The organism is Sphingobacterium suaedae, assembly GCF_042684625.1.
Classification (GTDB): Bacteria; Bacteroidota; Bacteroidia; order Sphingobacteriales; family Sphingobacteriaceae; genus Sphingobacterium; species Sphingobacterium suaedae.
Window position 1 is genome coordinate 1,165,772 of sequence record NZ_JBHULR010000003.1, and the last position, 24,648, is coordinate 1,190,419.

Sequence of the window (24,648 nt, forward strand, 5' to 3'; positions counted from 1 at the left end):
GGTTAATGCCCCCGAAGGGGCGGTAGTTTATCTGCTTTTATAGTCAAGTAAGGATAGCAAGGTATTACCAAGTACTTCCATGCCAATTTCCGATGGCTCTGCCTTATACCAAGTCACGTTGTCAGTCCAAGATTTAGTAAATTCCAGAATGCACGATGATTTAATTTCCAAAGTATTAAGTGCATAGTACAGGAATATTGTAGTGTATCCGTTTACTGTAGAAATAGCTCTTACGTGTCCTCTCGTATAATTATCCGTTTGTGATGGGAAATACTTAGATTTCCACAGCGGAGACATCCTCCGGAACATCGAGCTTACAACCCTAGCCTCTGCGTCATTGTCAGTGATACAGTAGGCGCAACCTGCCTGACTGAAATAATTGTTATGGAAGTCAATAAATAATGCACAATCCCTGTTATTATATGCCCATTGTTTAGCTACTAGTGTCTCCTGTTGCGGGGTTGATATAGCAAAGTTCCTATTAAGGTCCACGTTGTTTATGTTAGGCCTTATGTTGTTGGTGAAGCCATATGGATTAAACAGGGGCACAAACTTGATTGTAACATTGTTCCTAATACTTGACAAAATTTCATTAGTCGGGTTTTCCAGCATCTCTTTTAAGAAATGATAAAGAACCCATGGCGCCAGTTTTTCGTCTCCGTGTAGGCCGCAACTAAGCGCAATTACGGGTGGATCAGATAAATAACCACCATTATTGGCCTGTGCCGGCTGTACCATTTCTGGGACTAACGAATACTCATAAATTGGTAGTGAAGTATCAGGCTGATTACTTATGTTAGCGCCATATCCTATTAAGCTTTTGGTGAATCCAAGCGGATGTGCCGAGACTAAATCGTCCATTAGTACATAAAATGCTTCAGCTGTCATAGTCGATAAATCGGTAGTGTTTCCTGGACTCACGTCCGGCATAGCAGGACTTCTGTAAATCTCGTTGAACTTCCCAAACATATACGTAGACGGCGAAGAACTTCCTCCTCCTCCATTTTCAATCATGCTTTTGAGTACCTTTCCTTGCTTCCCTGATAACGGGCGTTCCGAATCTTCAGAATCTAGATTGTCGACGGGCTTCGTTTGCGACCTGTTAACAAATACGATGTTCGAAAAATCTCGATTATCTAAGTCGTTACCATCGCTTAGATAAACAAAGAAATATCCAGACAGTGGCGTATTAACATCTCTGTACTCAGTCGTACTTGTGTCAACAATTCCTGACAATGGCGTTCCCGCAACAGGATAAGTTGAAGCGAACCCATAGCGAAAACGATTGGTTGATGCCTTATCCCTATACAGATCAAGAATATCAGCTTGGTCTACAGGAAAAAACACAGATCTTGCGTTTGGACTTGAATCGACAACCACTCCCGAAGCGTTCAATCCTAAAGGTTTTAAGTCAGATGTATTAAATTGATTTCTGTATGATACAGTTGATTCAGAAACCAACTTTAAATCTTCCTTAGATGCAAAATCTGTTCCTTTGTAGTAGCGAACGAAGCTAATATTACTGAACACCGGATCGATGTCCGTCGGAGAACTGACATAAACGAAGATATAACCCTTTGCTAGGGCGTTAATGTTATCATATTCGGTCATGCTCGTTGCCGTCACACCGGTCACTGCAACGCTCTGAGCAGGGGGAACCGCGGTGAACCCGTAGCGAAACCTGTCAGATAGTGCCTGTGGCCTATAAAGTCTAAAAGACTCACCCAAATCGACTGGGAAAAAGAAAGATTTCGCATTTTCGTTAACCTGAATAGTGTTACTTGTCGAAATATTCATGCCCACTAACATATCCTCACTGAATAAATTAGGAGACGACATATCCTTTTTAGGAAGCAAAGTCGAGGTATCCACCTGCGGCAACTCCCCCATATCAATCAACGACCAAGCATCATTTTCCCAAAACCAAATCCACCGTTTACCCAAACCTGCCTCAACCAATTCTCCTCCCACAGAATACCACCCGGGAGAAGCCTCCCGTTTCCTGATCTGACCGGCGGGGCCATTTTCCAAAACTGTCGCCTCAGCGGAGCTCGCCCCTCCTTCGACCGCCGAAAGCTCTATTCCCTCGATTTGAAGACCGTTTTTAAGATCGTCTTTTGGCAATCTGCCGATGGTTTTCCCATCCGGATTATCAACCATTATATAGTTGATATCGGCATAAGCTCTACTTGCCACTTGGCTTGGCCATACTTTTTCTCCCTTTGCCATTTTATCTATTATGTTATTGTCAACTATGATTATAATTATCCCGTACTTTCAAGCCATTCCCCTCCTGGCGAATAGCGGTATGCCCTTGTACCGCCTACTGAAATTATTGCCGAACTAGCCACTGTGTTCCCGATGAGATAGATGTTTGCCCCGTTTCCAAGCACATTTAGCGCATCACCGGTTGCATTCTTGATGACCACCTTCCGACCGCGTTCTACTCCATCAGAAGGAAGAAAGACGTTATTATTTGTACCCCCCTTAGCTAGGTAATAATCACCTGCAGTCATATAGGAATCTCCGCTACCGGTATCTAACCGGACAGATTCGTATACGGCGCCAAGGAGTTTAAGCGAAGTGAACATTCCGCCGTAACGCCCCCATGCTCCCCAAAGCATGTCAAGAGCTTGCTGAGTAAGTTCCTGACGAACGGCACCGATGATACCCGCCCGAACTTCCGCTGTGAACACAGGGCGAGAGGGCGGCAATTGTGTCGATGCCTCACCGACTAAGGACGCTGAAAAATCAAGACCTGTCGATGATGGTAAAAAGCTCATCCCGGAATTCCGGCTCAGGACACCCAGGTCACTTAGGATTATTCCGCTACTGGGATTGGTCGGATTCGAACCTCCATCGTCAACGGATTCGGAACGCAGCGTAGTAGCATCTATTGCAAAGCCGCCTATTTTACCCTTAGTCGATGAAAGGCTACCATCCTCCAGTACACGGAATGGAGCTGAATCCCTGTTTTCTCCAGTTGAACCAGCCCAAAATCGAACTGACTTTAATTCGTTAGGACTTTCTTTCGTTAACCCCGAAATTCCGGCATTCGTATAACCGTTGCTACCAACCTCGATAAGCTGCGCAAAGAGCTTCTTGACATTGATGTAATAGGCAGTAATCGTATCGGTGATAATGTTGCCCCCCGATATCATAGTAAAGCCCATTGTCGATTGTAATGACCGTGAACCCTCGATCACACTGGAAAGCACCCCAAGGTTAAAATACCAATAGCCTGCCTCGGCCTCTGTTGGCATCTGATGTTCAGTCAATACCCATTCGCCGGTTAGGGCCACGCGGCTACATTTGGCGGATAGGTAGTAAGATTTTAACGGGTCAAGCCCAGTGACGGATAGCCCCGTTAGGTTCCAAATCTCACCAAGTCCCGACACCTCAAAAGTCTTATGGATCAGCTGCCCGCCGGTAATGGAGAAAGCGTTCTCATCGCCGCCCTCATTTACGATATAGGTCACCCCATCAAGATCATAGATCATCGACTCTGTCCCGAAGAACCCGACAATTGCTTTTATGAGCGGCTCCGTAAGCTTCCCGTCGGGATCAAAGATTTTGCCCATGAATTCGTTTAACGCAACCAAATTCCGGCGATCGCGTTCCCACGAATCCCTGCTGACCTGCGTTACGATTTCTTTGCTTTCTTTGATATCCTTCTCAATTTTTTGGACACGGGTATAAGTAACCTCGTTACCGATCTCCGCTGTGAACTGCATGCCCTGTTCCAATACTTCAGGGAAATGTCCCGGATAGGAAACCTGCGTCACTCGAACCTCTGCATCGATGTCATTCTCTTCATCGATCACGCGGACTATATCCCCTGCTTGTGGTTCCGTATTCAGGCGCTTAAGGTTGAGGATATCGATATTCAGGTCGAATATCACGCGCGGATCTTTGTTGCTGGCGAGGTACTCGGCTCGTTTTTCCTCCAGCTTAGTTAGAGCAGCTGTCACGTACGTTTCGGGCATCCGTATACCGACTAAGGTATAGTAGTCGCCTATCTCCGCCCTGACTAATCCCACCGGCGTCAATGCGCCGTTACTGTCTTTTTTCGCTTCGTAGCGTATAGTCTTGGTATCGTGGTTGTAGCCAAGTATCTTGAAGTCCTGTGCGTTAAGCGCGCCGGACTTAAAAACGATCTTAGGTTCGGTACCAGCGATGAACTGTCCCTGCAGATCAAAATCGATAGTGCTGTCGGTAACCGTCCATGTACCCTCATTGATCTGCCCGATATCCGTCACAGTAGCTGTACGATTTGGATAAATTTCCGGATCGTTGATCGAACCCTCGCGAAGGCCGTACAAAGCCAAAGCAGTAGCATCTTCCAAGTAGCCGGGTAGCGTAAATTTTTTCTTTGTATAACCTTGTGGAAGGTTTTCGGTACCTCCTGAGGCATACGCACGAGTCACGATCTTACTGTTATCAACGATGTTCCGCGTCAGTTCATATAGTCCATTTCCTTTGCCGTATGCGAATGACAGCGTAGTCGCCCGGCCAATGGTCTTTTTTAAACTGATCGACTTGCCGACGATATCCCACTCACATCCGAGTGCCTGGGCAATGTCGTTAAGAGCAGAATAGCAGTCGATCTCATCGAAAGAAAGCGGTACCGGATCAAGTCCCACTTCAACATCACCGGCCGTCCATCCACTGTCGACTTGATTCAGCCGTTCTAAGAGCATGAATATGTAGTCGTTCGCATCTCCGAAATAATCGAACGTCAACGCGCCCTCATCCATGATGAGCCAGCGGGCTAGCGAATGCCGGTGGCCCTCGAAACGGATGTCATACTGATATAGATGGTTTTTGACGAATGTCGGATCGGTATTCACTATCATCAGCTCATTCTTGTAAGTGAGCGTATCACCTACACGTATATCGACCTTCGACGGGCTTACAAAAGAAAATACAAGACTATGCTCACCCATCATTACCTTTGTGAATGTGGATAAGTTAAGCGGTAATTTTGCCGCTGCCGTATTTCCTCTATATACCTGAATCTCCATTAAAAATGCTGTTTGTAGTCCTCGACTATGATTTGTTCGTCGTTCTCTGTGACGATGAAGTTGTATTCATCAGCAAGCGCAAACTGAGTTATCGTCGGATCGAAGTTGTTTTCAAACACAAGCGTGAACTCGCAGTATAATTTGCCCTTGCTCCAAATCGGGTTCATCGTCCGGAACGATGGGCTGTCGATATAGCGTAATTTGAACCCACGCCCCAGCGTATTGCTGTAAAAGTCAAATCCTGCCGGCGCCGAGATCAATTCTAGGATGGCCGTGCGCTTTGCTTGCAAGTCATCCACGTCATTCGCCACGAGGTAGCAAGGGATATTATACTGCAATGATTCGTAAACCGTTGGGCTGAAAGTGTCATACTCCTTTCCGTGCTCATCCTTCCAATCGTAAGAATACCGCTCTTTAGGCTTCGGAAGCTTTAGCAGCTCTCCGTAAAGTCCACCCTTTTTAAAGAATAGTCCAAGATCCTGCGACGGCGTATCGTTGAAATTAACTGGCATACTTACCTCCTAGATTCTTATCAATGTTCTGAAGGTGTTTGACGGCGGTGTCCAAACGCGCCACCGTATTCGCCGTATTGACCTGAATAGCATTCAGTACCAACAGCTTATTATTGGCCACCGTTAAAAGGCTCATTTGAGTCGCTGATTGCGCATTCATCACGTTCAGTTGCTGCTTCCATATGTCGTAGCCTGCTCGGAACATGCCGACTATTTCAGTCCCGGTTTGTTCGGTTAGTTGACGGGCGATGGATTCGGATTGAATTGAGGAAGTTCCACTATCACTAAAGTCAATTCCTGTTACCTTCTTCAAATCTTCCCACTGCTTTTCAGCATTACCCATAATAGCTAGATACTGATCACGTAATTTTGAAACCTCATCCTGAGTCAATCCATTCTCACTATATTGAGCGAACAATTCATACCAAGGTTGCATCTGCTTTTCAATGGCATCCCTGGAGAACCCACGGAGAATTGCTTGTTGCATTTGCTTTTCGAAGAAGTCCGTGAAATCCTCTACAGAAGTTTTGCCCTGCTCGAATAAGGAGACAATGCCGTCGGTGAGCGACTTGAAGGAAATACCGGTCAATTCCTCGCGCATCTGGTTCATTGCGTCTTTCCAGAGTTCCCACTGTTCGATGACATTGGACAATTGCGCAGCGGTAACTTCGTCGAATTTACCCTCCTCAATTAACTTCCTCATCTCCGTGACCTCGTCCTGCGTAATATCCTCAATCGATTTCCAAGCGAATTTGTATTCCTGAGCGCCGCCATTTTGCAAGTAATTAATTGCGTTCTGAAGAATTTCTACTTCGATTCCCCTCTCACGGTTCTTGCGGTTTTGGAAAGGATTCCAAGATGTTTTCCTCATTTGCCTCTTAAGATCATCAACCCGCTTTTGCATTGCTGCGATATCACCACCGTACTGATTGAAAACCGAAGCCTCCAAATCTCGGCTCGCGTCGCCAGTTAGCAATATTTGACTTCCGGGAAGGTTAGCAATGCTGTCATTGGCAGCAGACGCTGCATCTCTAACAGCCTTTGCATACGCTTCAATACGGTCAGTGCCGTAAATTTGCTGGACCAAGGACAACTGATATTCCAGAGATTTCGTAACGGCCTCAATTTGCTTGATTTGTAATTGATCCTGTCGCTGTTGTTCTTCTCGAGCACGAGCTGCCTTTGCCTCTCCAATTTGTATAATGGATCCGAATAAAGAGAAAATCGATCCTATGATCCCCCCTACCATTCCAGCCTTAGACATAGATGAACCAGCGGACCCCATCATCTTTCCTATTGATGACGCCATAGAACTAACTTGTCCAACCATTTGGCCAATAGTCCGTAGTGAACTAGACATCGATCCATCAAATTGAGTCGCCATTCCTACTAATTGATCAAATCCACCGATTAGATTTGTTACGGCTTCATAGTTGCCGATTGATGCTTCCATATCACCTCGGTCAAACCATTCTCCATAGAGATTCTTCAACTCAGCTCTTTGTTCAGGCGTGGCGTCATACATTCCATCAATTAGAGACATTACAGCCTCTTTACCTCGTTTAAACGCTGACGAAAGGAGCCATTGACTTGATTTATCGATATCCTCCATCAACTTTTTAAATCTGCCCGATGACTCTACCTCGTCCTGGAATAGTTGCTTGACTTCTTCAGCGTACAGTTCTTTTGCTCGGTTTGCCCGTTCCTTTTCACCTTTCCTTTCAAGATTGGATATATCGCTTTGATACTTTTTAGTAAGTTGAGCTCTTTTCTGAGCATACGTTTCATATTGTTTTAAGAGTTCCGCATACTGACTTCTCTGACGAGCCTGCTCATCTCGATCAATAGAATCAATCATGTCTTTTAACATTTTGGCTCTCTCTTGTTGCGCTTGAGTCAGTTTTACTGAAGAACCGGAAAAGGATTCGTCAAAAGCCGTTTGTTCCAGAGCTACGATATCTAGGTATTCCTTCTTTAAGTTCTCCTTAAAATCCTTTACAATCTCGATTTGGTCCGCATACATTCTATTGGCTTCTTCCAATGAGTTAGAAGCCACATAGTTGTTATACTCATCGTAAATTGCTTTTTGCTGGTTTAATTGTTCAAGCAGCTTAGTTGTGCCTTGACGAGTATTAACTTCGCTTATTTCAAATTCCTCAGCTTGTTTCAAGCCTCCTGTATTGACACGAAAACCCTTATTCTTTGGGTCACGGTAAAATTTATCAACCTCCTGGCGGATCTTCGCATATTTATCTCGAACGGATGCGACCTCTTGTTCATCTCGACTAAGTTGGTTGCGGAAAGCTTGGCTATTAAGACTGTCAATTTCTTGCTGTAACGATCTTTGACGTTCTAGTGCTTGTCTTCTTCTTTCAGCAGCACGTTCGGTATCACGCTGAACCCGTTCCCTCGTAGCTCGTTCGCCGTCAGATTCACCAAATACCGGGGCTTTTGCGACATTTGTGGTCGCTCCAAGTCGCATTAAATTCGATTCCTGAATGCGGAGGAAATTGATTGTTTGCTCAAAATCTTTTAGCGAATTCTTTCCTTTCTCGGTAAGTAACCCTTCATTCACTTGCTTCTTGTAACTAGCGAGAGCGTCAGAAACAATCTTGATTGATGAAGTAGTTTCCTTCAACATCGAATTTAGTTCGATAGTTGAGGCCTTAGACGCATCAAAAGAAGAAAGCTTTTTTATCTGCACCTCACCTTCTTCCATCGCCTTATTGATATCCCGAATTTGATCCGCAGCTTTAAAGTTGTGGAGACGTGCGATGAATTCCTCCACGGAAGTTGGATTGAACGTCTTGTTAATCTGGTTGAGTAGCTCCGCGAAAAATCCTACAATAGCGACGACAGACCTACCGATCACTCCCTCACCGTTCTCAATAGAAAGCACAAAGTTATCCCATGCAATCCCCATGCGTCGAGTTTGGTTTTGCAATTTACTGGCCCCGTTTTCGAACTCCTGTTGCATTGCACCGTTGGCATTACGAACCTTCTCTAAAGCATCTACGAGGACACCGTATCCGTTTGTGGCTAAGGAAGCTAATACTCGCTGATCGCGGACTGCGACCACTCCCGTTCTCTCTAAGGCCTCATTAACCGATCCGCCTGCCCTATGAATATTATTTAAGCCCTTAACGTAATCAACAAATACACCCGCAGCGTCGGTTTTAAATCTACGCTGGAGTTCCTGTTGGTTACCACCCACAATTTTCAATAAATCGGCAACGCCTTTGCCTGATCGAACGATTTTTTCAAATTCACCAAGGGTTCTTGAAAAAGTGGATCCAACTAGTTCCGCCTCCAGACCAACAGCCTTGGTCGCTGTAGCGAATGCTAGAACATATTGGCGACCAATCCTGTAAATCCCTACGTTTTGGGCGATCTGTTCTGCATTTGCAAGAATCTCTTTCTCTGTGGCAGCAAAGTTGTTCCCAAGGTTTACAATTTCATCCCCGAAAGCTTTAACGTTCTGAACTCCCCCGTCTACCAATGTCAACATTCGCGCAATCTCCGACGCTCCGTCTTCCCCAGAAATATTGGAAGCCGTTTCAAGCATCGCCATTGCCTCCGTGAAAGCCAAGATATCTGCTCGTCCCCTTACACCAAGCTGACCAGCTGCTGTTGCGTATTCCAGCAATTTTGAGGCGTCAACCACTTTCAATTTCATGGATAAGTCAACGATGGCGTCACCGAACGCAGTGAGATCCTTACCCATCATCCCGGTAGTCTTACTGACGTTTTTTAACCCATTATCGAAATCAATAACGGTTTGTTTGTTGCGTTGGAAAAGCATAAACAAACTGCCTAGAGCGGCTATAAGTAGCCCCACCGGAGAGACTAGAAAAGTCAGTATACCTTTTCCCATGCTTACAAAGGCAGATCCTAATTGTTTAATAGATCCGGGCTTGGAAGCAAGATCGTCTAGGGACGTACCGAACAACGCCAATTTTTGGTTGATATCCGATATGATCGGGCTGATTAACTCAAGCGCTTCGCCGTAATTACCGACGTTTCTTTGATGAAGACCAAGCGTGGCATCGATCTTCTTGATACCACGATCCAAATATTGAGTTTGCTTTGTTAGAGCATCAGCTTTTTCTTTAAGTTTTTGATAGCCTAACGTATTTTGATAGCCTTGGCGCTCCATACGGAACATTTCTGCAAGTAGGTCTTTACTTTCTTTGCGGACTGCTCCAAGCGCCTTATTGAGTTTGTAGTACTCGCTGCTCTCCTGTTCAAGTTGCTTTTTACGCTTAGCAGCTTCACGCTGGCGTTTAGCTTCTTGCTTTTCAATATTACGCTGAGCTCTTTCTGCATCCTTGATAGATTTGGCAGCATCCCTAAGTTCCTTCTGCTGTTTAAGTTCTTTTTGTCTTTCCTCCCTAGCCCGCTTTAAGGATTCAATTTCTTTCTCCTTGGCATCCCGCATAGCTTTGCTATCTCGAAGAGCTTCGGACCTAAGCTTCTCCTGTGCTAGTCTTTCATCTTCTATAGCCTTTTTCTTTTGCACAAGAGATGCAATTAGTTCAGCGTTCGCCGGATTAAGACTGCTTTTAGAAAGCGCCTTATGCAAACTATTTGCTTGTTTTACCGCGTCTTTCAATGAGGCAGCAAGTCCCCCAGCAGCATCCTTATCGATATTCGTATCGAAACCTTTAGACAATGCTTCCCGCATCTTGAGAAGATTGTTGAGTTTCTTACGGACCTCACTGTCGTCTGCTGTAAACTTGAATTTAACATCTGCCATATCTACGTTCAAAGGTACTTTGATGCTATTCCTTAATAAATTATATCATCATGCAAACCAATATTTTGCATAATTTTTAAATATACATTTGTATATATTGTTATAAGTTTATAGATTTGCTTTGTAGACGGTGATCAGATTTAGAGATGGAGTTGATTCAATAATTGGAAACCCCAATTTTTAAGTTCTTTGAAAACAAACCCCGGCTTCCGAGAAGGTTAGCAGCACGTAGCTGGTCGGGGATTAAACAGTTCATAATTCATAGGTTTATATTGGTTGATTATGCCCACGACACCGCTCGGTGTTCGTGGGCTATTTTGGAAAGATGTCGGAATTGATAGACGCGGATGAGAAAGCGTGAACGGCCAAGATGGTAAAAGAAACGGCGGTATAACAGTTCGCACACTTTGTTACAGGTTCGAATCCTGTTCTTTCCACTTCATAATTCATAGGTTAATAATTGGTTTGGTACCCGCGGGATCCTCCCCGTTTCCCGCGGTACATTTAGGGAAGTCGTCTAGAGGTTAGGACGCAGCGGTATCCAATCCGTATGAAACGGTGGTTCGAATCCACTCTTCTCCACAACCCTTACAGATAGCAGATATGGTGCTAACCGCGTTGGGTGACATAAAACTGGAGACGGTTGACTTCATGGACAGTAATAGAGATACGGACATGACCGGACGGGTATAACCTCGGCAACGATGAGTTAGCCAACAAGAGTGACAAATCGGAAAAACATTGGTTGGACTGTAAATCCATACCGAACGTTAGCACCTGACAGCCGGGAAAGACCGGCAAAATTTAAACTTTTAGTTATGAACAAATACATCCATGCATTATTAGACATCGCAGAGTTATTCGGAAGAGTAGTAGTAATATTAGCTATTTTCACGTTGACACTGACTTTGTTCGCAGCTGCATTATTTGGTGGATCCATCAGCGTGAAAATCAACAACCCATTTTGGAATAATAAGGAGGCAATATATGAAACCGAGCGAAAATAGTAACCTGTATTTCTTTGCGGTGTGGTATTTCGTCTTTTGTTTGCTGATGTTGTCACTTACTTCATGCTCCAAAATCACCGACGATGCCTACTCAGCATCTCCAGCACGTATTGAAATTCATGTTCAGTCTATCGATGCCCGTGCGCTGATCGTAGCTGATGGCGTCACCTTTAAAACCGATGGAACCGGATCGCACCGAGTAGATGTGTTTATTGTCGAATCGTTAGATACGCTGAAAGTACATAAGTTATCCGGAGAAAAGATCACGGTCGCAGTACATGACTATATACGTGGGGCCATATACAATATTGGCGAGGTTGAAGGAAGTGAGGGGTTTAGGTTTGGGAAGGGTTAAGGAGTCAAAATAACCCTAAATTATTCTTTTTCTTCAAAATCAAGCAATTCGAATAATGCCACTCCTATATCTTTAATCACATCTATAAAGAAAATAAACGTAAAAAATATGACGGAGTCGGAGAGTATACAAACTATTTTTTTCGATAAAAAGTCTTGAAGAATTGAACTTTCGCGCAATAAGCTTGCAACAAAAGCAATTACAATTATAACAATCTGTTCATGAAAAACTGATTTTAAGCTAGTCTTGCTTTTTTTAAAAGCATAACTAGTTTTATCTTGGATCTCTCTTATTTTACTAGCAATTAGTGTACTACTGGCTATATTTATAGCAAATAGCGTTGTCAACAAAGCAAGTATATTTTCAGCAAATTTGTTTGCGAAGGAACTGTTTAGTAAGTGCGAAGCATAGGCCGCAATTATACTAATAAAAATAAAAGTTAATATTTTATAAATGTTATTCACCCGTTAATTTGTCCTTAATTGCTTTTACAAATGTACTAATAGTTTTTTGGTCAGCCTCGATTTCTAATGAGTCTATTGAGAAAGATTTAACAGTAGATTCTGTGCTTTCCCAACTACGTAAACCTGTAAGTTTTATTTTTGCTGGCCCGGCACCGTCTGAAGAACTTTTTACCATACCGGATAAAAACTGGTTTTCTTCATTTAAGTTTTCGAGGGCTTGGTTTTTCGGAGCTTCAAACTCCACTTTAGTTGTAGCACTGTTTAATATTTTACTAGCTTCTTTAAGGTCTTCAGAAATAGAACGATTAACTCGTGCAAGATTTGGTTTAGAAAATTCAAACTGCAATTTTTCTATCCGTCCTTCGTATTTCTTTAACAAGTCCCATAGAACTTTTTCCTCATATTTAGGCTGTGGATAGAATCTTAAATTATAATTAGTTAATCGCCTGTCAATTGCCTTTTCGAGAATTTTAAGCACCGAGAAACTGTTTCCAAACGAAGTTTTATCGGACTCGATGGCGATCAATTGGACCTCTGGGTCATTATAAATCGCGATCAAACAGCTGGGCTCTATCTCTTTGTATTCCGATTGAAAATCAATTTCAATTTTTAGTGTTCGTTTGTTTGCTAGTCTCAGCAAAATGAATTCGTTAGATATGTGTTCAATTTTGTATTTGAGCTTGTTACGCGAACTAAAAAAGGAAAGGCTATTGTCAAAGATGCTTTCAAATATTTTGTTCTTACGCGAAATTAACTGATCAATTGTAATATCTTCATCAAAAAGCCCCATTTGATAGTTTGATAAGGGGCTTATCTGATAAGTAAAAATATCAAATTTACTCATAATGTGTGCATATTAATAAACTGAAGGGTGAGTTTTATCAATACTCCTAATGTATTATTAAATTTCTAAGTTTTTTGTAACGGCGCGTCCTAATTGGCTTTAGTGCGCTAGATATTGAATCGATATACTCATTAAGCAGTATATTATTAACACATCTGAGGCATATGAGTAACATTCCTCGTGTTGACGACGTGGCTGATAAAAATTGTTGTTTTATCTCTTCAACTGACGATAGGCATAGATTTAGTACATTAATGATATATCTGGGATCCTTAATTCCCGCCTTGGACAGCGATTCTAAATCTCTATCATTCAAGTCTACCACTGATAACCCGTTAAAGATTTCATGGGTCCGCATTATTATTACAATTTGGTCCTTTAACAATTGCGGGTTCTTGATTGGCTTAATTTCAATCAATGATTCTAAATCAACATTAATTAGTTGTTCAAGAGTTCTGTCGGCGTCTACAATATATAAAATCTGATTTGTATTCAAGTACATATTATATACGTAGTGCATATGCGGTGTTTTAGACCTTGACATCCAGTCTCCTTTTGTGGTGTCAAAAGTCAAAAACACTGCATCGGTATTATGATCCTTTAAATAAGCCATGATTTCATGGTAAATAATATAGTCGCCATACGGATCGTCAGGCTTTTTTTTAATATCGCACAATCCAGGGAAAACCTCTCCTGGCTTATTTAGAAGTGTTTCTAAATTAGCGGATTCTGTTTTTTTTCGTAGTTGATCAAATGATGAATGTAATGATTTAACTTTGTCTGGCTCAAGTTCTGGTAGTAGGCTAAATGTTTCAATCAAGTTTAAAAAATCATCGTTCCATACCAAGCTGTTGTATTTTTTTCTTCTTTCTTCAGTTTCTTCGTTCAATTTAGAAAGTAAATCTTCTAGATGTTTTTTATGAGTGTTAAGTCCCTCTTCCATGTAAGGATAGTCTTTTAACACTGTTTTATGTTGGTCAATAAAGTTTTGCATTTTATTGACTATATCAGTATTAAAATCCGATGGAATTTTTTCAGAAACCTGTTTAAAATATTGTGATATTACTTCTTCACGATTTCGCAGAAATTCTTTTTGAACCTGACCGGTTATAAAGATTCGCTTACTAACGTTCATTAGAAAGTCAAAAAGCTTCTTCCTAGCTGTAAACGATATAGAATAATATCTGAGCAGTACATTTGTATCTAAGAATATCGGATATTTTCCTTTTAATTCGATCGCGTTTTGAAATCCTGATACGTATTTTTTAGCACACGTATTGTACGTTAAAACGTCGTATTTTTCCTTTTTAAGATAAAAATTTTTTTCGTCAAACATAGGTTTAATAATATTTTGGTTTACAGTTATCTACCACTCCTTCAAATTTTTCTTCGTATAAAGTTCAATGGGATTGGGTACTCTTTTTTTCGCCATTGATTAGTAAAGTCGGAACAACCCGGTTGACTAAAGTTTCGCTGGAATCTTTGTGGGCGCGTTCGGCATCGAAAAAATTGAATGTAGCTTTTTCATGAAATCCCATCAAAAAATTCGTTTCGTAACATAGTGCCCCCTTCGATTCAACGTTACTACCACCTCTCCCAATCCTCGATCTCGGACAGCACATGCTCTAAAAACCCATTATAAAAATCCTCAATAACTTTCTTTCCTTCCGGATCTACAAGCGTTCCATTTTCTGACCAAACACTTTTCTTATAAGAGAAGTTCTTACCTTTATACTTATCAACCACTTTGTATAGCTCCCCTCCACTACCCTTCGCGTCAAACTTAATATTGTCAACGGAATATTTCATCGCGCCATCTTTGAAATCAAAAGACACTGCATAAATCGCATATACCGTCACGCCTTTGATCCCCAATACCTCCGACTCTCCTGAAACGAATATAGAAGCTCCTGGAGATAATAAAATTTCTTTGGTCCGGATCTCGGACGACCTGTATCTATTAAGGGCCGCTAGCGCTTTCGTATATATTTCATCAGCATTTTGATTAGGAAATTTGTGCACAACACTCGCCAAAGTGGTATCCGATTCATTTCGAAATCCATTCATAGTAAGGGTGAGTTGAGCATACCCTAGTGAAAAAATACCCAAGAAAAACGAAGTTAACAGCAGCTTCTTCATAAATTTGATTGATTGCAAACCAAGTTACGTATTTTCTCAATTAAAGATTACGGAAAACCATAATTTAATATAAGTTCCTTGAATAATGACCTAATTGATTATATTTACGCTACTAATTATTAACATATGAAAGACATAATTGATTCACTCAAGATTCGGTTAAATAACCCTTTTATCATATCGTTCTTATTATCATGGCCCCTTTGGAACTGGGAAATAGTCATTTCATTAATTTGGTATAATTCGCAAACGATTCGTGAAGAGTTTGGAATGGGAAATTACGTCGAACTTATCCGGCACTATGCTGACGGGTGGAGATCACTAATAGCTCCTCTTATTTCGGCTGTTGCTTACACATTTATTTTTCCACTAATTAAATGGGGTATTAGTGCGTTCAATGCATTTATTAGCACAAAGGAGGATAGGCAAGTCCTTTCAATATCTATGAAGGGGTTCGTTCCCACGTCCAAATATATAGAGGCCGTGCAACAAGCTAACGAAGAGATTAACACACTTAGTGAAATAATAAAGAATGAAGGAGTCACTATTGAATTAAACAACCAGCTAAAAACTATAAATTCCGAATTAAGTGTAAGAAATTCCGACTTAGAGCAAACTATAAGTGACAAAAATCAATATATAGACAAACTAAAAGAAATTTCAAGTGCCGAATGGTTGGAGGGAGTATGGAGAATCAGAATTCAGAGTCTCGATATTACGTACAATTCTGTGATTCTAATCAAGAACGGGGATATTAGCATTACCCAATACCAACCTAAAAAGTATGTCGGATACGAAAAAATTAGTGGTTATTATGCAGATATTTTTCATGACAAGGCTTTTATTTTTATCCGATGTAACAATGCAAATATATCAGGATATGGGTGGGAAGATGTTGACAATCAATTCTCTGAAGAGTGTCTTGAATTTTTCAAGCACTCTCAGCATTATAACGCCGATTTTCGGTTAGGTACATTTACAAAAAAAACTCCAACTTTGTCAATTGAAATTAAAAGAGGGTTTGACAAAGAATTCTAATGTTTGTACTTTCTCAATATTTTTAGGCTTTCATCAGTCATCAGATTTTTCGGCACCAAAATTATAACACGCCAGCCTAGCGATTGTGCTAAATTTGACTTATCGTAATCTCTGAGAATTCCAGTGCCGGAGCTATGGCCGCTTTTTCCTTTCGCCCAGACGCCACCGTTAACTTCGATTGCAATTTTATGTTCCGGTATTGCATAATCAAATCGATATAGTCGTTCGGTGGAAAAATAAAACTCTGGCCATACATCGAGTTTAAGTTCCATTTTCACAAAAGTTATAAAGGGATCCTGATACTTTTCCCTGTTCTTTAAATTACGGGAATCATCAATCCAACCGGTCCGAATAATTTTTGACCGCCTCTTTCGCAGCGGTTGCACCGAAAGTGCCTCAGCTGATCCTGGAGGATAATAAAAATCACCGATCCGCACAAAATTCCGATCGGTGATATCTTTTAGGATTGCTCTCCCTTGACCAGGTCTTCCCCATTTACCCATCCTACACTCCTTTTCCTTCCATGATTCGCTGGCCTACGTCAAATAACGAAATGTACCCCCCGACTTTATCCGATTTACTTGTGGAAGTACTGGTCACACCATCGCTCGACCCATTATCAAAATCTGGAATAACCGCATTGTACATCAGCATATTTTTCCAGCTTATGCCCCATTTGACATCTCGTTCGTTCCATCCGTAGTACTTGCAGACGTTCCCGATGATTGCCCAGGGGCTTCGGCTTCCAGGATATGACTTAGACTTTGCAGGTCTATCAGGGATTCCGTAATGACGAAAAAAGTTTGCACGTCTAACCTCCGGTAGACTTCGATCGAATTGATCAATATTTCATGCGGGGTAAAATGATAGTTGATTGCTCTTTTAAGCCATTCAGGTGGATCCGACTCGTTGTTATGGAGACCGATAGCCAAGAACTCGGTAAACAATGGAATATTATTCTTGATCACCTTATAAACCTCTTGTTCATCGAATGAATGAATCTTTTTCATTCCAATAAGTACTCCGAGTAACTTCATGACCGTACCAGGCCATAAATTTGTCAAGTATATCTTCTTAACATGATACTTTGGAATAAGAAATATGGAGGATAGAACATGCTGCCATTTGGTCCGGTAGATTATTCTAATTTTGACTTTTTTGATAAAAGTCTTTTTGTCGGTGATCGTATCCACAATCTCCTGCCTGATATCGACTTTATTTTTCATTTGGGTTAGGAATAAATAAGCCCTACTCACCGCCTAACCTCCGGTTTTCAGGCTATTCTATTATCGATTATCCCTCTGGAAGGGTTACATCAACGAATTTGTATCCGTATGGGGATACGGCATTTCCGCTTGCATCGGAAGGAGTTGTCGCATCTCCAGACATGCTAAGTGCAACGAAACCGTTCTTGGTGAAGTTATTCACAATACCAGCTGAAATAGCTGCTACCGGAATTTCCAAAACAAACTTCTTACCTTCAAAAGGCTTCGAAGTAAAACGGATCGCCAAATAATGAATGATATCATCAGTCGGCGCTTTGAACTCTGCCGCACCAGTTGTGCTCTCTCCTTTAAATAGAAGATTTGCTTTATCAATGCTCAAGTCCAAAGAGTTTGTCGCGAATGAAGGAGGATCGGTTTCTCCAGGAAGAACCCAACGTACGCCAGATTTATCTTCCACACGAATACGAACCTTCTCCAGTGGCGGAATTGTCATGTTTACAGAATCCATCTCGATATCAACAATCTTGACGAAACCTGTAGTTGGCATAGCGCCGTTGACCCCGATCGGAGCCAGCTCTATGCTTTCAACGCCTGTTACTGCTGCCATAATTTATCTGTATTGTGGCCTATGGCCGTAAATATTCTGTTAAATTTCTTTTCTTAGATATGTATACCAAATCACAATATTGTAGTAAAAACCATTTTTACCGTCAGGAATAACTTCACCTGCCGAATCCACGCGCAGGAAAAAATCAAATCCCCTGTAATCGTCCAACACTTCTATCACTACTCGGCCCACTTCTTCCATTCTTTTAATATCTGGCTGTGTGTTATCTACGGTGTTTGGAGTCGCCCCAGGTTGATTCTTGAGATTAGGGATGTGGATGTTGACATTTATCGGGTTAACAGTGATCTGTTCGGCACCTGCTTTGCTCGAATTTAGAACGATATCTTCTTTGGAAGAATTGAGGACACGCATAAGAATTAGGACATCTCCCGTAAGCCCCGTATTTGATTTTACGTCGGCCATCTCCAAAACCTGCTTCACATCCTCGAGAGAGCTGATACCTGTCTTAATATAGTGATCCATTACGTTATAGTTCTAATTCGATTAATTGCAGAAGCCAAAACAGATTCTAAACCTGCCGCAGCACCTCTTATCACTGTAAATCCCCTACTTTCCACCCAGCTTGCGTATTCCATTCCTGAGGCCATAACGATACCCCACCCTTGTGTCTCTCTCATTACGCCTAAAGCTGTTTCCATTCCGGCATCCAAACCTGTTTGCTTGTCTGTACCGACATTACTCAATCTAAAGTCCTTATGAAGCACTTTCCCATTTAGATAGATAATAAAGCCGGTTGAACTGTTAAGATTACCCGTATGGTCCTCATACGCTTTGTCAAGCATTTTCCTTCGCACACTTTCAATTGCCTCATGACAAACTTCAACCATAGCAGCAAGAACCTTCTTGTTCATCTCGTCCTCCACCTGCTTCTTCAAGGATTTCATATCAGTCATGATATCGATACCTACCTTCATGTTAACAACTACCTAAACAGTGATACGATCCAACATGGAATGATAATAGTTCCTGACCGAAAATAAACCCCTCTCCTCGCTCATTTGTCGCCATGAATACGGTTCCAAGTCTGATCGATGGGGTGTCGATTGGAAAAGCGATATCAAATGATACCTGCACCTCTTGTCCGTCTTGTTTTTTTCGAAAGGTAGTTCCTCTCGTTGGTCTAAACCGACATTTAACGTCAACGCTGTTACCGTTTACATCAACGTATGACAAAATATCTGGATATTGTTCGCCTACCATAGATCGGATACACTTTCAATTGTTGGACTATCAGTATCAAGTTCATCAGGAACTCCCCAGCGATTCAATAGCACTCTACGAATCTTTAAAAGATCATCGATGTCATGTTGGGTGAACTGGAAATCTAGTTCTTTCACAGATTTGCGATTGGTGCAAAACCAAAAGATAAGCCCCGCCTGCGCAAGATCCATTCCTTTACGATCGTCTTCCAATGAAGGGTCGAATTGATTGTCTGGCAGTACGCCTTGTTCAATCAGAACTAAATCAATAGTCCCCTCCGGAACCGGCTGTGCTATCTTGGCTTTAAGGACTTCTCTATTGGTCATATCTATACCTCCTTGATCAACTCACGTTCAACCAAGTTTTTTAAGCGTTCTGCATCAAACTCAGAGACGTCATCTCCAATATTGTATACTTTCCCGCTATCTCCTTTGGTATTACCTCGGAAAGAATTGACAACGATGAACCGCTTTTCGCTTTTAGTCTTTTTAGAAGATTTGGACGACTCGACTTTTTTTTCGAGGTCCGCAACCTTCGCTTTGAGGTCTTCGTTCTCGCTCTTCAACCCCGCGTTTTCAGTTTGTAGCGTTTGGATATCGCTTTCACGTGACTGGAGCAACTCAGTTTTTGATTGCAGATCGCTCTTCAACCCCGCGTTTTCAGTTTGTAGCGTTTGGATATCGCTTTCACGTGACTGGAGCAACTCAGTTTTTGATTGCAGATCGCTCTTCAGCCCCGCGTTTTCGGAGTGTAAATCATTGGACGCGGAAGGTTGTTGCACCCCTTCTACTTTAGAAGGAGTTGCCGGAGCAGTTGCTCCGGTCTTTTCCTGTTTTGTTTCGTTAGCCATTTGCTTATCCTCCTGGTAAAATGGTTTTTAAAATGAACGTCGCTTTCGCGTTAAATAGCACAGGAGAATCATATGCGGTTCCTTTAGTCACAACTGTGATAGGATCCTCTATTCCCCAGGTCTTAATCAACACAATACCTGACTTCGTTTTTTGCGCTATTCCCGCTTTCACGTATTCGTCAGCAGACAAAGTATATTGAGTTTTACCCAATTGCTCTGTTACTGAAAAAGTGACGTTTCCGAGCTCCCAACCGGAAACAACAGTTTGTTCCCCGCTTTTGGATTCCTGAACCAATGCAGATTCCCAAACGATGAATATTGGAAGTCCTTTGGATTTAAGAGCCCGATTGATTTGCTCTAACGATGGCTCTTGCTGTAAGCCAAGCGCATTCTCAACATATGTTGCTGTAAACTTCTGAACGCCAGGATTCATTGCAACTAATGCAATGGTATCCTCTTCGCAGTACATGAACCGCGGAGGAGGCAATTTCGCCGCCTTATAGCGAGCTTTCATAGCCTTGATTTCTCCTACGATATCAGCGGTTGGATCTGTCCAGTTTTTAGCTGCATTTACATTGTTCGCCACTGGAATAGCAAAGTCAACGTCGGTTACGGTCTGAATCCCCTGCTCATTATTCACCTGAGTCAACCGATACTTACCGGTTGAAGCAATGCGTTTAGCAAGCCATTCGTTACGCGCTTCGATACCATTACGCACAAATACTTGATCTTCGTAATGCCAGTCTAGAACTCTTTGAACAGCTTCTCGGCGCGTCTGTCCCGCTGGTAAACGGCGAACTGCATCCTCTAACTCACGAAGAGTATTGAAATCTGTCTCAACCTTATCTCGAGCAATCTCGATTTTAGGCATATCCCCCTCGATTTTCGTGGGTAGATTACGCCCGAATCTAGGTGCCCGGCTGTTGAAATCAGTAACAGCTGCCATTACCTTTGCGCCGAACTGGGCCTCAATAGCAGACCACTTCAACGTTGGCTGATATTCCAAAGGGAAGACGCGCTGATATTGAAGCGTATCAAATGGATACGACTCAACATAAGCTTGGGCATCCGCTCTGCGAAATTCCGGCACTAATTCTTGAATATTTATCATTTCGTATTTGAATATGATTTGTTAAAACTCGGTTAATTAAACGAACGTAATCCGCGGTAACGCCGTACGCAAACCATCGACGATAGCTTGTAACGCCGTCGGTAATGCTTTAATGCGTACTGTTCCACTAATTACCACACCGTTAGCAAAAGTGTTGCCGTCGGACACCTCTGATGCTCTATGTGTTAGTCCGATGGGTTTAATAACACCATCGACAGCAGATAACACCGAACCGATTCCCGTAGCAGGATCCCGACCAACCAACGCCCCCTCCGGCACATAGCCATCGGGGTAGTCTGCTTTATCAACGTCTAGGATCAATCCGCCGGGAAGAGTGTCAACAACGTTTTCAAAAACTACCTTTTGAAAACCCTGTGTACCTGTTTTTTTTACTCCTTGTAATCCCATTTACTAGATTGTTATGCTCCAGCTTTGGCTTTAGCCGCAGCTTCTCGCTGTTGAACCATTTCTTTCATTGCAGGAGATACTTCATCTTCCTTCAATTTTACGCCACCTACACCGCCCGAGGGCGCATCACCTCCAAGTCCTGCATCAGCAGATGCTTGTACCTCGTCCGCTACATCCTGTTCAACCTCTGCTAGATAGTTTGTGAATTCATCATCGCTATCCAGTTTCATGCGATCGAAATCGCGCAAAGTCCGCGTCTTAAATTTTTCAGGGGCGTCCTTCAATTTTGCTTCGAGTTGTTGTCTACGGGATTGAACTGTCTGGCCGTTTTTGAACGCAGTCAGTTGTGAGGTTAAACCCTCAATAACTTTGTTCTGGCTTTCAACGTGAGATTTAAACCACGCGGGCATCTCATTGTCGCCGGTTTCTTTGCCTTTGTTTTTGTCCGATGATTTTGATAATGGCGTTTCGGGATCTTCTTCTTCCTCCCCTTCCTCGTCATCTTCTTCTGCAGCTCTCCGATCTGCATTTCGTTTTGCATCGTCCAAAATTGCTAGTTCTTTGAATGATAAGATTGAGTCAAGCTTGTCTATTTCACCGTCGATATCGTCTTCGTTATCCACAATTGCGTCTAACTTGTCCGCTAGTCCGTTGATTCTGACATTAGAAAGGTTAATCTTTAGAGATTTCGCCTTTTCCTTTAGTTTGGAAATGATTTTTGATTTTAGTGACATAAATTTTGTGTTTTGAGCCAAGTCCGAGTAGCTAATTCGTACATGCCTCGTAAAAACTGAATAACACAAAATTATACTTACTTATATATTTGTATATGTTTTTAATAATGCAAAATAGATATTTGCATGATTTACATTTTACTGATTATATTTGGACAACCAAACGATTGAATTATGAATGATTTTTTTTCTCGAGATATTATTTCAGCCATTTTCAAAATAGGACTAGTACTATTACCATTTTTCTTTGGTATCCTTCTTGAACGTTACAAGAATAGAAGACTTGAATTAAAAGTAGGAAGACGAAAACAAATGATTGGCCTTCCCAGCGATAGTAATTTAATCGGAAAGCTAAAAATTTCATTTGATAACAATGCTGTCAACTCATTGTACTTATTTACTATTAAAATTGAAAACAACTCCAATTTTGATTCTGAAAATATTCCACTGAATTTTTATACTGATGATGAGAGCCAAATATTGTCTTACAATTTGTCTTACTTGCCTCCTACATCACACGTCCAAGAAAGAGATGAGTATACTAACCAATTAGATGACCATTTCGAAGAAATACGCGAAATACTATCTAACAATTCTGAAGCTACAATTCCGGATAACTTGATCAAGGAAGGTTTATGGTTAAAAAGAAATCGCCAGATACATATAGATACACTTAACAGGAAAGACTTCATAGAATTCAGTATTTTAGTTTCTTCTCAGAAATGGCATCACGATCCAATGTTATTCATGAGAATACCAAAAAAATCAGTGGTTATAAAAGAAAATCTGGACCAAGAGAAAGAAAACAAAAGAAACGGAATTTACACCATTACTATAGGCTTTACCTCTACTTTGGTCATATTGTCTTATTTGGTTCTATCTGGACATACTTCTGTAGAATACTTTATCGGTATCGGAATTATAGGCTCTTTGAATATTGGTATAGGTGCCATTCTGTATGCAGCAGGTAAGTTCGTTTATTCATATCTAAAATAGCTATACCCAAACCTGAAGCATCGACGTAACTTTCATCCCGTAACACTTTAAAAAGTAGGATCCGTTTCTTAGCGTAACCTCACCGTGATCATTTAGGAGAAAAGAATTACCGACACAGTCATAAACAACGCCGGCATTATAATAAAATACATACCAATAACCTTTTACGTGATTACGGCATCTTAGGATGCATGGAAGACTTGTGCTCGGGTCAAACTTAACAAACCTCGGATTCGTATTGAACCCAAGGCTTTGAAAGGTTATAACGTACAGTTGCCCGCCCCATCGATCTCGCCCGGTAGCTTTAACGGCGGCATGAACTTCAGCGAATGGTAACCCGCTCATTGTGGCTAAGGTAGACTCGTGCCAATACCCGTCGCCAAAGTTTACTATTTCAAATTCGTATTTATTCATATCATCCAAATAAAGTGAGAGAGGATGTCGGATTGGTCATATCATAGTTTGCGGTAAGCACTTCAATTTTCTTCTTACCCGGACTTCCTGTCCCATTTGCTACACTAACCGACTGCTCGACGGTTCTAACCTGCCAACCATTTCCTTTTGTATAGTCGCTTAATATTTTACTGGGATAGCTGCTCATAAGGAATTTCCCTTTGATCGATGCTAACGTTTTCAATAGGTTTTCAAAATCCTCCTCCGAGTATCCGTCGTAATGGCCGCAATCTGAATTGAAGTACGGAGGATCGCAATAGTGAAACGAATTCTCGCTATCTCGTGATCTTATCACCCGCAGGGCATCGGTATTTTCAATCTGCACATTCTGGAGCCGAATAGCATAGTCCTCTGTAAAAGAATCTCGCTTCCTACTGATCTTACGGGATGTCGTACCTTTAGCGATGTCATAACCCCAAGTGCCGTCCAGCATTGAGCTGAATGACTGAGAAGAAAGAACCCAGACGGCCCAGGCGCGCTGAATCCTTGTAAAAAGATGCGGGTTGTTGTACATCACTGATGCATCAGCGTGATGAGATCTGGAATGTAGGCTTATACGGACCATCTTCTCGAGTTCAATGAATTCATTTTGACACACTTCATAAAAGTTGATTAACTCCCTATTGTAATCGTTGATTATCTCCACTTCGCTAGGACGCTTCGCCCAGAAGACGGCGCCACCGCCAACAAATGGTTCAACATAGGTATCGTGTTGCGGAAACAAAGGAATAATCGTACTCAATAAATTTTGCTTACCTCCGTAATAAGTAATCGGTGTTTTTAAATCTCCCATATATCTAATATTTGCTATCTTTGTTGCTTCTCACGCTTATTTAAAATTCCATACAGGCGAGAAGACTTTGGTCCTCTGGCAGGCCTGTTATGGGTTTTATTTAAATGAGC

At 41.8% G+C, this 24,648-nt stretch carries 27 protein-coding genes and 1 tRNA gene; 6 read left to right on the forward strand and 22 right to left on the reverse strand.

The genetic code is table 11. The features are described from left to right. Positions 1-27 precede the first annotated feature (27 nt). Genes ACFSR5_RS08505 through ACFSR5_RS08520 form a run of 4 tightly spaced genes read right to left on the reverse strand, consistent with a single transcriptional unit; the run spans position 28 to position 10,304 of the window. Complete coding sequence (locus ACFSR5_RS08505) at positions 28-2,229, reverse strand: DUF2817 domain-containing protein (RefSeq protein ID WP_380902672.1); 2,202 nt, start codon at positions 2,227-2,229, stop codon at positions 28-30. Between the two features lie 35 nt (positions 2,230-2,264). Next, positions 2,265-5,024, reverse strand: a complete 2,760-nt coding sequence (locus ACFSR5_RS08510) for a hypothetical protein (protein ID WP_380902673.1) — start codon at positions 5,022-5,024, stop codon at positions 2,265-2,267. Beyond that, entirely contained in the window at positions 5,024-5,536 is a 513-nt protein-coding gene (locus ACFSR5_RS08515; RefSeq protein WP_380902674.1) for a hypothetical protein, read from the reverse strand. The genes ACFSR5_RS08510 and ACFSR5_RS08515 overlap by 1 nt, the downstream gene beginning before the upstream one ends. Further along, complete coding sequence (locus ACFSR5_RS08520) at positions 5,526-10,304, reverse strand: phage tail tape measure protein (RefSeq protein WP_380902675.1); 4,779 nt, start codon at positions 10,302-10,304, stop codon at positions 5,526-5,528. The genes ACFSR5_RS08515 and ACFSR5_RS08520 overlap by 11 nt, the downstream gene beginning before the upstream one ends. Before the next feature lie 495 nt (positions 10,305-10,799). Between ACFSR5_RS08520 and ACFSR5_RS08525 the strand changes: the two genes are divergently transcribed. From ACFSR5_RS08525 to ACFSR5_RS08540, 4 genes are all read left to right on the forward strand, one after another. Next, positions 10,800-10,874: transfer RNA gene (locus ACFSR5_RS08525), tRNA-OTHER, on the forward strand. Beyond that, positions 10,851-10,985: a hypothetical protein gene (locus tag ACFSR5_RS08530; RefSeq protein WP_380902677.1), complete on the forward strand. Its 135-nt coding sequence runs from the start codon at positions 10,851-10,853 to the stop codon at positions 10,983-10,985. The genes ACFSR5_RS08525 and ACFSR5_RS08530 overlap by 24 nt, the downstream gene beginning before the upstream one ends. 125 nt (positions 10,986-11,110) lie before the next feature. Next, positions 11,111-11,299: a hypothetical protein gene (locus tag ACFSR5_RS08535; RefSeq protein ID WP_380902679.1), complete on the forward strand. Its 189-nt coding sequence runs from the start codon at positions 11,111-11,113 to the stop codon at positions 11,297-11,299. Further along, on the forward strand, positions 11,280-11,654 hold the full coding sequence (locus tag ACFSR5_RS08540) for a hypothetical protein (protein WP_380902681.1): 375 nt from the start codon (positions 11,280-11,282) through the stop codon (positions 11,652-11,654). The genes ACFSR5_RS08535 and ACFSR5_RS08540 overlap by 20 nt, the downstream gene beginning before the upstream one ends. Before the next feature lie 20 nt (positions 11,655-11,674). Here ACFSR5_RS08540 and ACFSR5_RS08545 read toward each other — a convergent pair whose 3' ends face one another. From ACFSR5_RS08545 to ACFSR5_RS08560, 4 genes are all read right to left on the reverse strand, one after another. Next, on the reverse strand, positions 11,675-12,118 hold the full coding sequence (locus tag ACFSR5_RS08545) for a hypothetical protein (protein ID WP_380902683.1): 444 nt from the start codon (positions 12,116-12,118) through the stop codon (positions 11,675-11,677). Continuing rightward, complete coding sequence (locus tag ACFSR5_RS08550; RefSeq protein ID WP_380902685.1) at positions 12,111-12,962, reverse strand: hypothetical protein; 852 nt, start codon at positions 12,960-12,962, stop codon at positions 12,111-12,113. Before ACFSR5_RS08550 ends, ACFSR5_RS08545 begins: the two co-directional genes overlap by 8 nt. A gap of 46 nt (positions 12,963-13,008) precedes the next feature. Beyond that, complete coding sequence (locus ACFSR5_RS08555; protein ID WP_380902687.1) at positions 13,009-14,298, reverse strand: PIN-like domain-containing protein; 1,290 nt, start codon at positions 14,296-14,298, stop codon at positions 13,009-13,011. Positions 14,299-14,546: 248 nt separating this feature from the next. Next, entirely contained in the window at positions 14,547-15,101 is a 555-nt protein-coding gene (locus ACFSR5_RS08560) for a hypothetical protein (protein ID WP_380902689.1), read from the reverse strand. A gap of 126 nt (positions 15,102-15,227) precedes the next feature. On the opposite strand from ACFSR5_RS08560, the gene ACFSR5_RS08565 reads away from it, so the two are divergent. Beyond that, positions 15,228-16,139: a hypothetical protein gene (locus ACFSR5_RS08565; protein ID WP_380902691.1), complete on the forward strand. Its 912-nt coding sequence runs from the start codon at positions 15,228-15,230 to the stop codon at positions 16,137-16,139. Here ACFSR5_RS08565 and ACFSR5_RS08570 read toward each other — a convergent pair. The 12 genes from ACFSR5_RS08570 to ACFSR5_RS08625 all read right to left on the reverse strand — a co-directional run bounded on the left by ACFSR5_RS08570 (position 16,136) and on the right by ACFSR5_RS08625 (position 22,296). Next, positions 16,136-16,642 carry a hypothetical protein gene (locus tag ACFSR5_RS08570; protein ID WP_380902693.1) on the reverse strand — a complete coding sequence of 169 codons (507 nt, stop codon included), beginning with the start codon at positions 16,640-16,642 and terminating at the stop codon, positions 16,136-16,138. The genes ACFSR5_RS08565 and ACFSR5_RS08570 overlap by 4 nt on opposite strands. 1 nt (position 16,643) lies before the next feature. Beyond that, on the reverse strand, positions 16,644-16,793 hold the full coding sequence (locus tag ACFSR5_RS08575; RefSeq protein WP_380902695.1) for a hypothetical protein: 150 nt from the start codon (positions 16,791-16,793) through the stop codon (positions 16,644-16,646). A gap of 11 nt (positions 16,794-16,804) precedes the next feature. Beyond that, complete coding sequence (locus ACFSR5_RS08580; protein WP_380902697.1) at positions 16,805-17,365, reverse strand: hypothetical protein; 561 nt, start codon at positions 17,363-17,365, stop codon at positions 16,805-16,807. A 67-nt stretch (positions 17,366-17,432) separates the two neighbouring features. Then, a complete protein-coding gene (locus tag ACFSR5_RS08585) occupies positions 17,433-17,972 on the reverse strand; it encodes a hypothetical protein (RefSeq protein ID WP_380902699.1) in 540 nt (179 codons plus the stop codon). Positions 17,973-18,011: 39 nt separating this feature from the next. After that, the gene (locus tag ACFSR5_RS08590) at positions 18,012-18,455 is read right to left on the reverse strand and encodes a hypothetical protein (protein ID WP_380902701.1); all 444 of its coding nucleotides are present in this window, start codon (positions 18,453-18,455) and stop codon (positions 18,012-18,014) included. Continuing rightward, positions 18,455-18,877, reverse strand: a complete 423-nt coding sequence (locus tag ACFSR5_RS08595) for a hypothetical protein (protein ID WP_380902703.1) — start codon at positions 18,875-18,877, stop codon at positions 18,455-18,457. Before ACFSR5_RS08595 ends, ACFSR5_RS08590 begins: the two co-directional genes overlap by 1 nt. Positions 18,878-18,908: 31 nt before the next feature. Further along, positions 18,909-19,193: a hypothetical protein gene (locus ACFSR5_RS08600; protein ID WP_380902705.1), complete on the reverse strand. Its 285-nt coding sequence runs from the start codon at positions 19,191-19,193 to the stop codon at positions 18,909-18,911. Then, positions 19,187-19,519 (reverse strand): DUF6706 family protein, encoded by a 333-nt coding sequence (locus ACFSR5_RS08605; RefSeq protein ID WP_380902707.1) that lies wholly within the window; start codon positions 19,517-19,519, stop codon positions 19,187-19,189. Before ACFSR5_RS08605 ends, ACFSR5_RS08600 begins: the two co-directional genes overlap by 7 nt. Positions 19,520-19,521: 2 nt before the next feature. After that, positions 19,522-20,043 carry a hypothetical protein gene (locus ACFSR5_RS08610; protein WP_380902709.1) on the reverse strand — a complete coding sequence of 174 codons (522 nt, stop codon included), beginning with the start codon at positions 20,041-20,043 and terminating at the stop codon, positions 19,522-19,524. A gap of 4 nt (positions 20,044-20,047) precedes the next feature. Continuing rightward, positions 20,048-21,133: a major capsid protein gene (locus ACFSR5_RS08615; protein ID WP_380902711.1), complete on the reverse strand. Its 1,086-nt coding sequence runs from the start codon at positions 21,131-21,133 to the stop codon at positions 20,048-20,050. A 57-nt stretch (positions 21,134-21,190) separates the two neighbouring features. Continuing rightward, positions 21,191-21,562: a hypothetical protein gene (locus ACFSR5_RS08620; RefSeq protein ID WP_380902713.1), complete on the reverse strand. Its 372-nt coding sequence runs from the start codon at positions 21,560-21,562 to the stop codon at positions 21,191-21,193. A gap of 11 nt (positions 21,563-21,573) precedes the next feature. Further along, complete coding sequence (locus ACFSR5_RS08625) at positions 21,574-22,296, reverse strand: hypothetical protein (protein ID WP_380902715.1); 723 nt, start codon at positions 22,294-22,296, stop codon at positions 21,574-21,576. 174 nt (positions 22,297-22,470) lie between these two features. Here ACFSR5_RS08625 and ACFSR5_RS08630 point away from each other — a divergent pair, with 174 nt between their 5' ends. After that, positions 22,471-23,292 (forward strand): hypothetical protein, encoded by an 822-nt coding sequence (locus ACFSR5_RS08630; protein ID WP_380902717.1) that lies wholly within the window; start codon positions 22,471-22,473, stop codon positions 23,290-23,292. Here ACFSR5_RS08630 and ACFSR5_RS08635 read toward each other — a convergent pair whose 3' ends face one another. After that, on the reverse strand, positions 23,293-23,706 hold the full coding sequence (locus tag ACFSR5_RS08635; protein WP_380902719.1) for a hypothetical protein: 414 nt from the start codon (positions 23,704-23,706) through the stop codon (positions 23,293-23,295). Position 23,707: 1 nt separating this feature from the next. Then, positions 23,708-24,538: a DNA adenine methylase gene (locus tag ACFSR5_RS08640; RefSeq protein ID WP_380902721.1), complete on the reverse strand. Its 831-nt coding sequence runs from the start codon at positions 24,536-24,538 to the stop codon at positions 23,708-23,710. Positions 24,539-24,648: the final 110 nt, after the last annotated feature.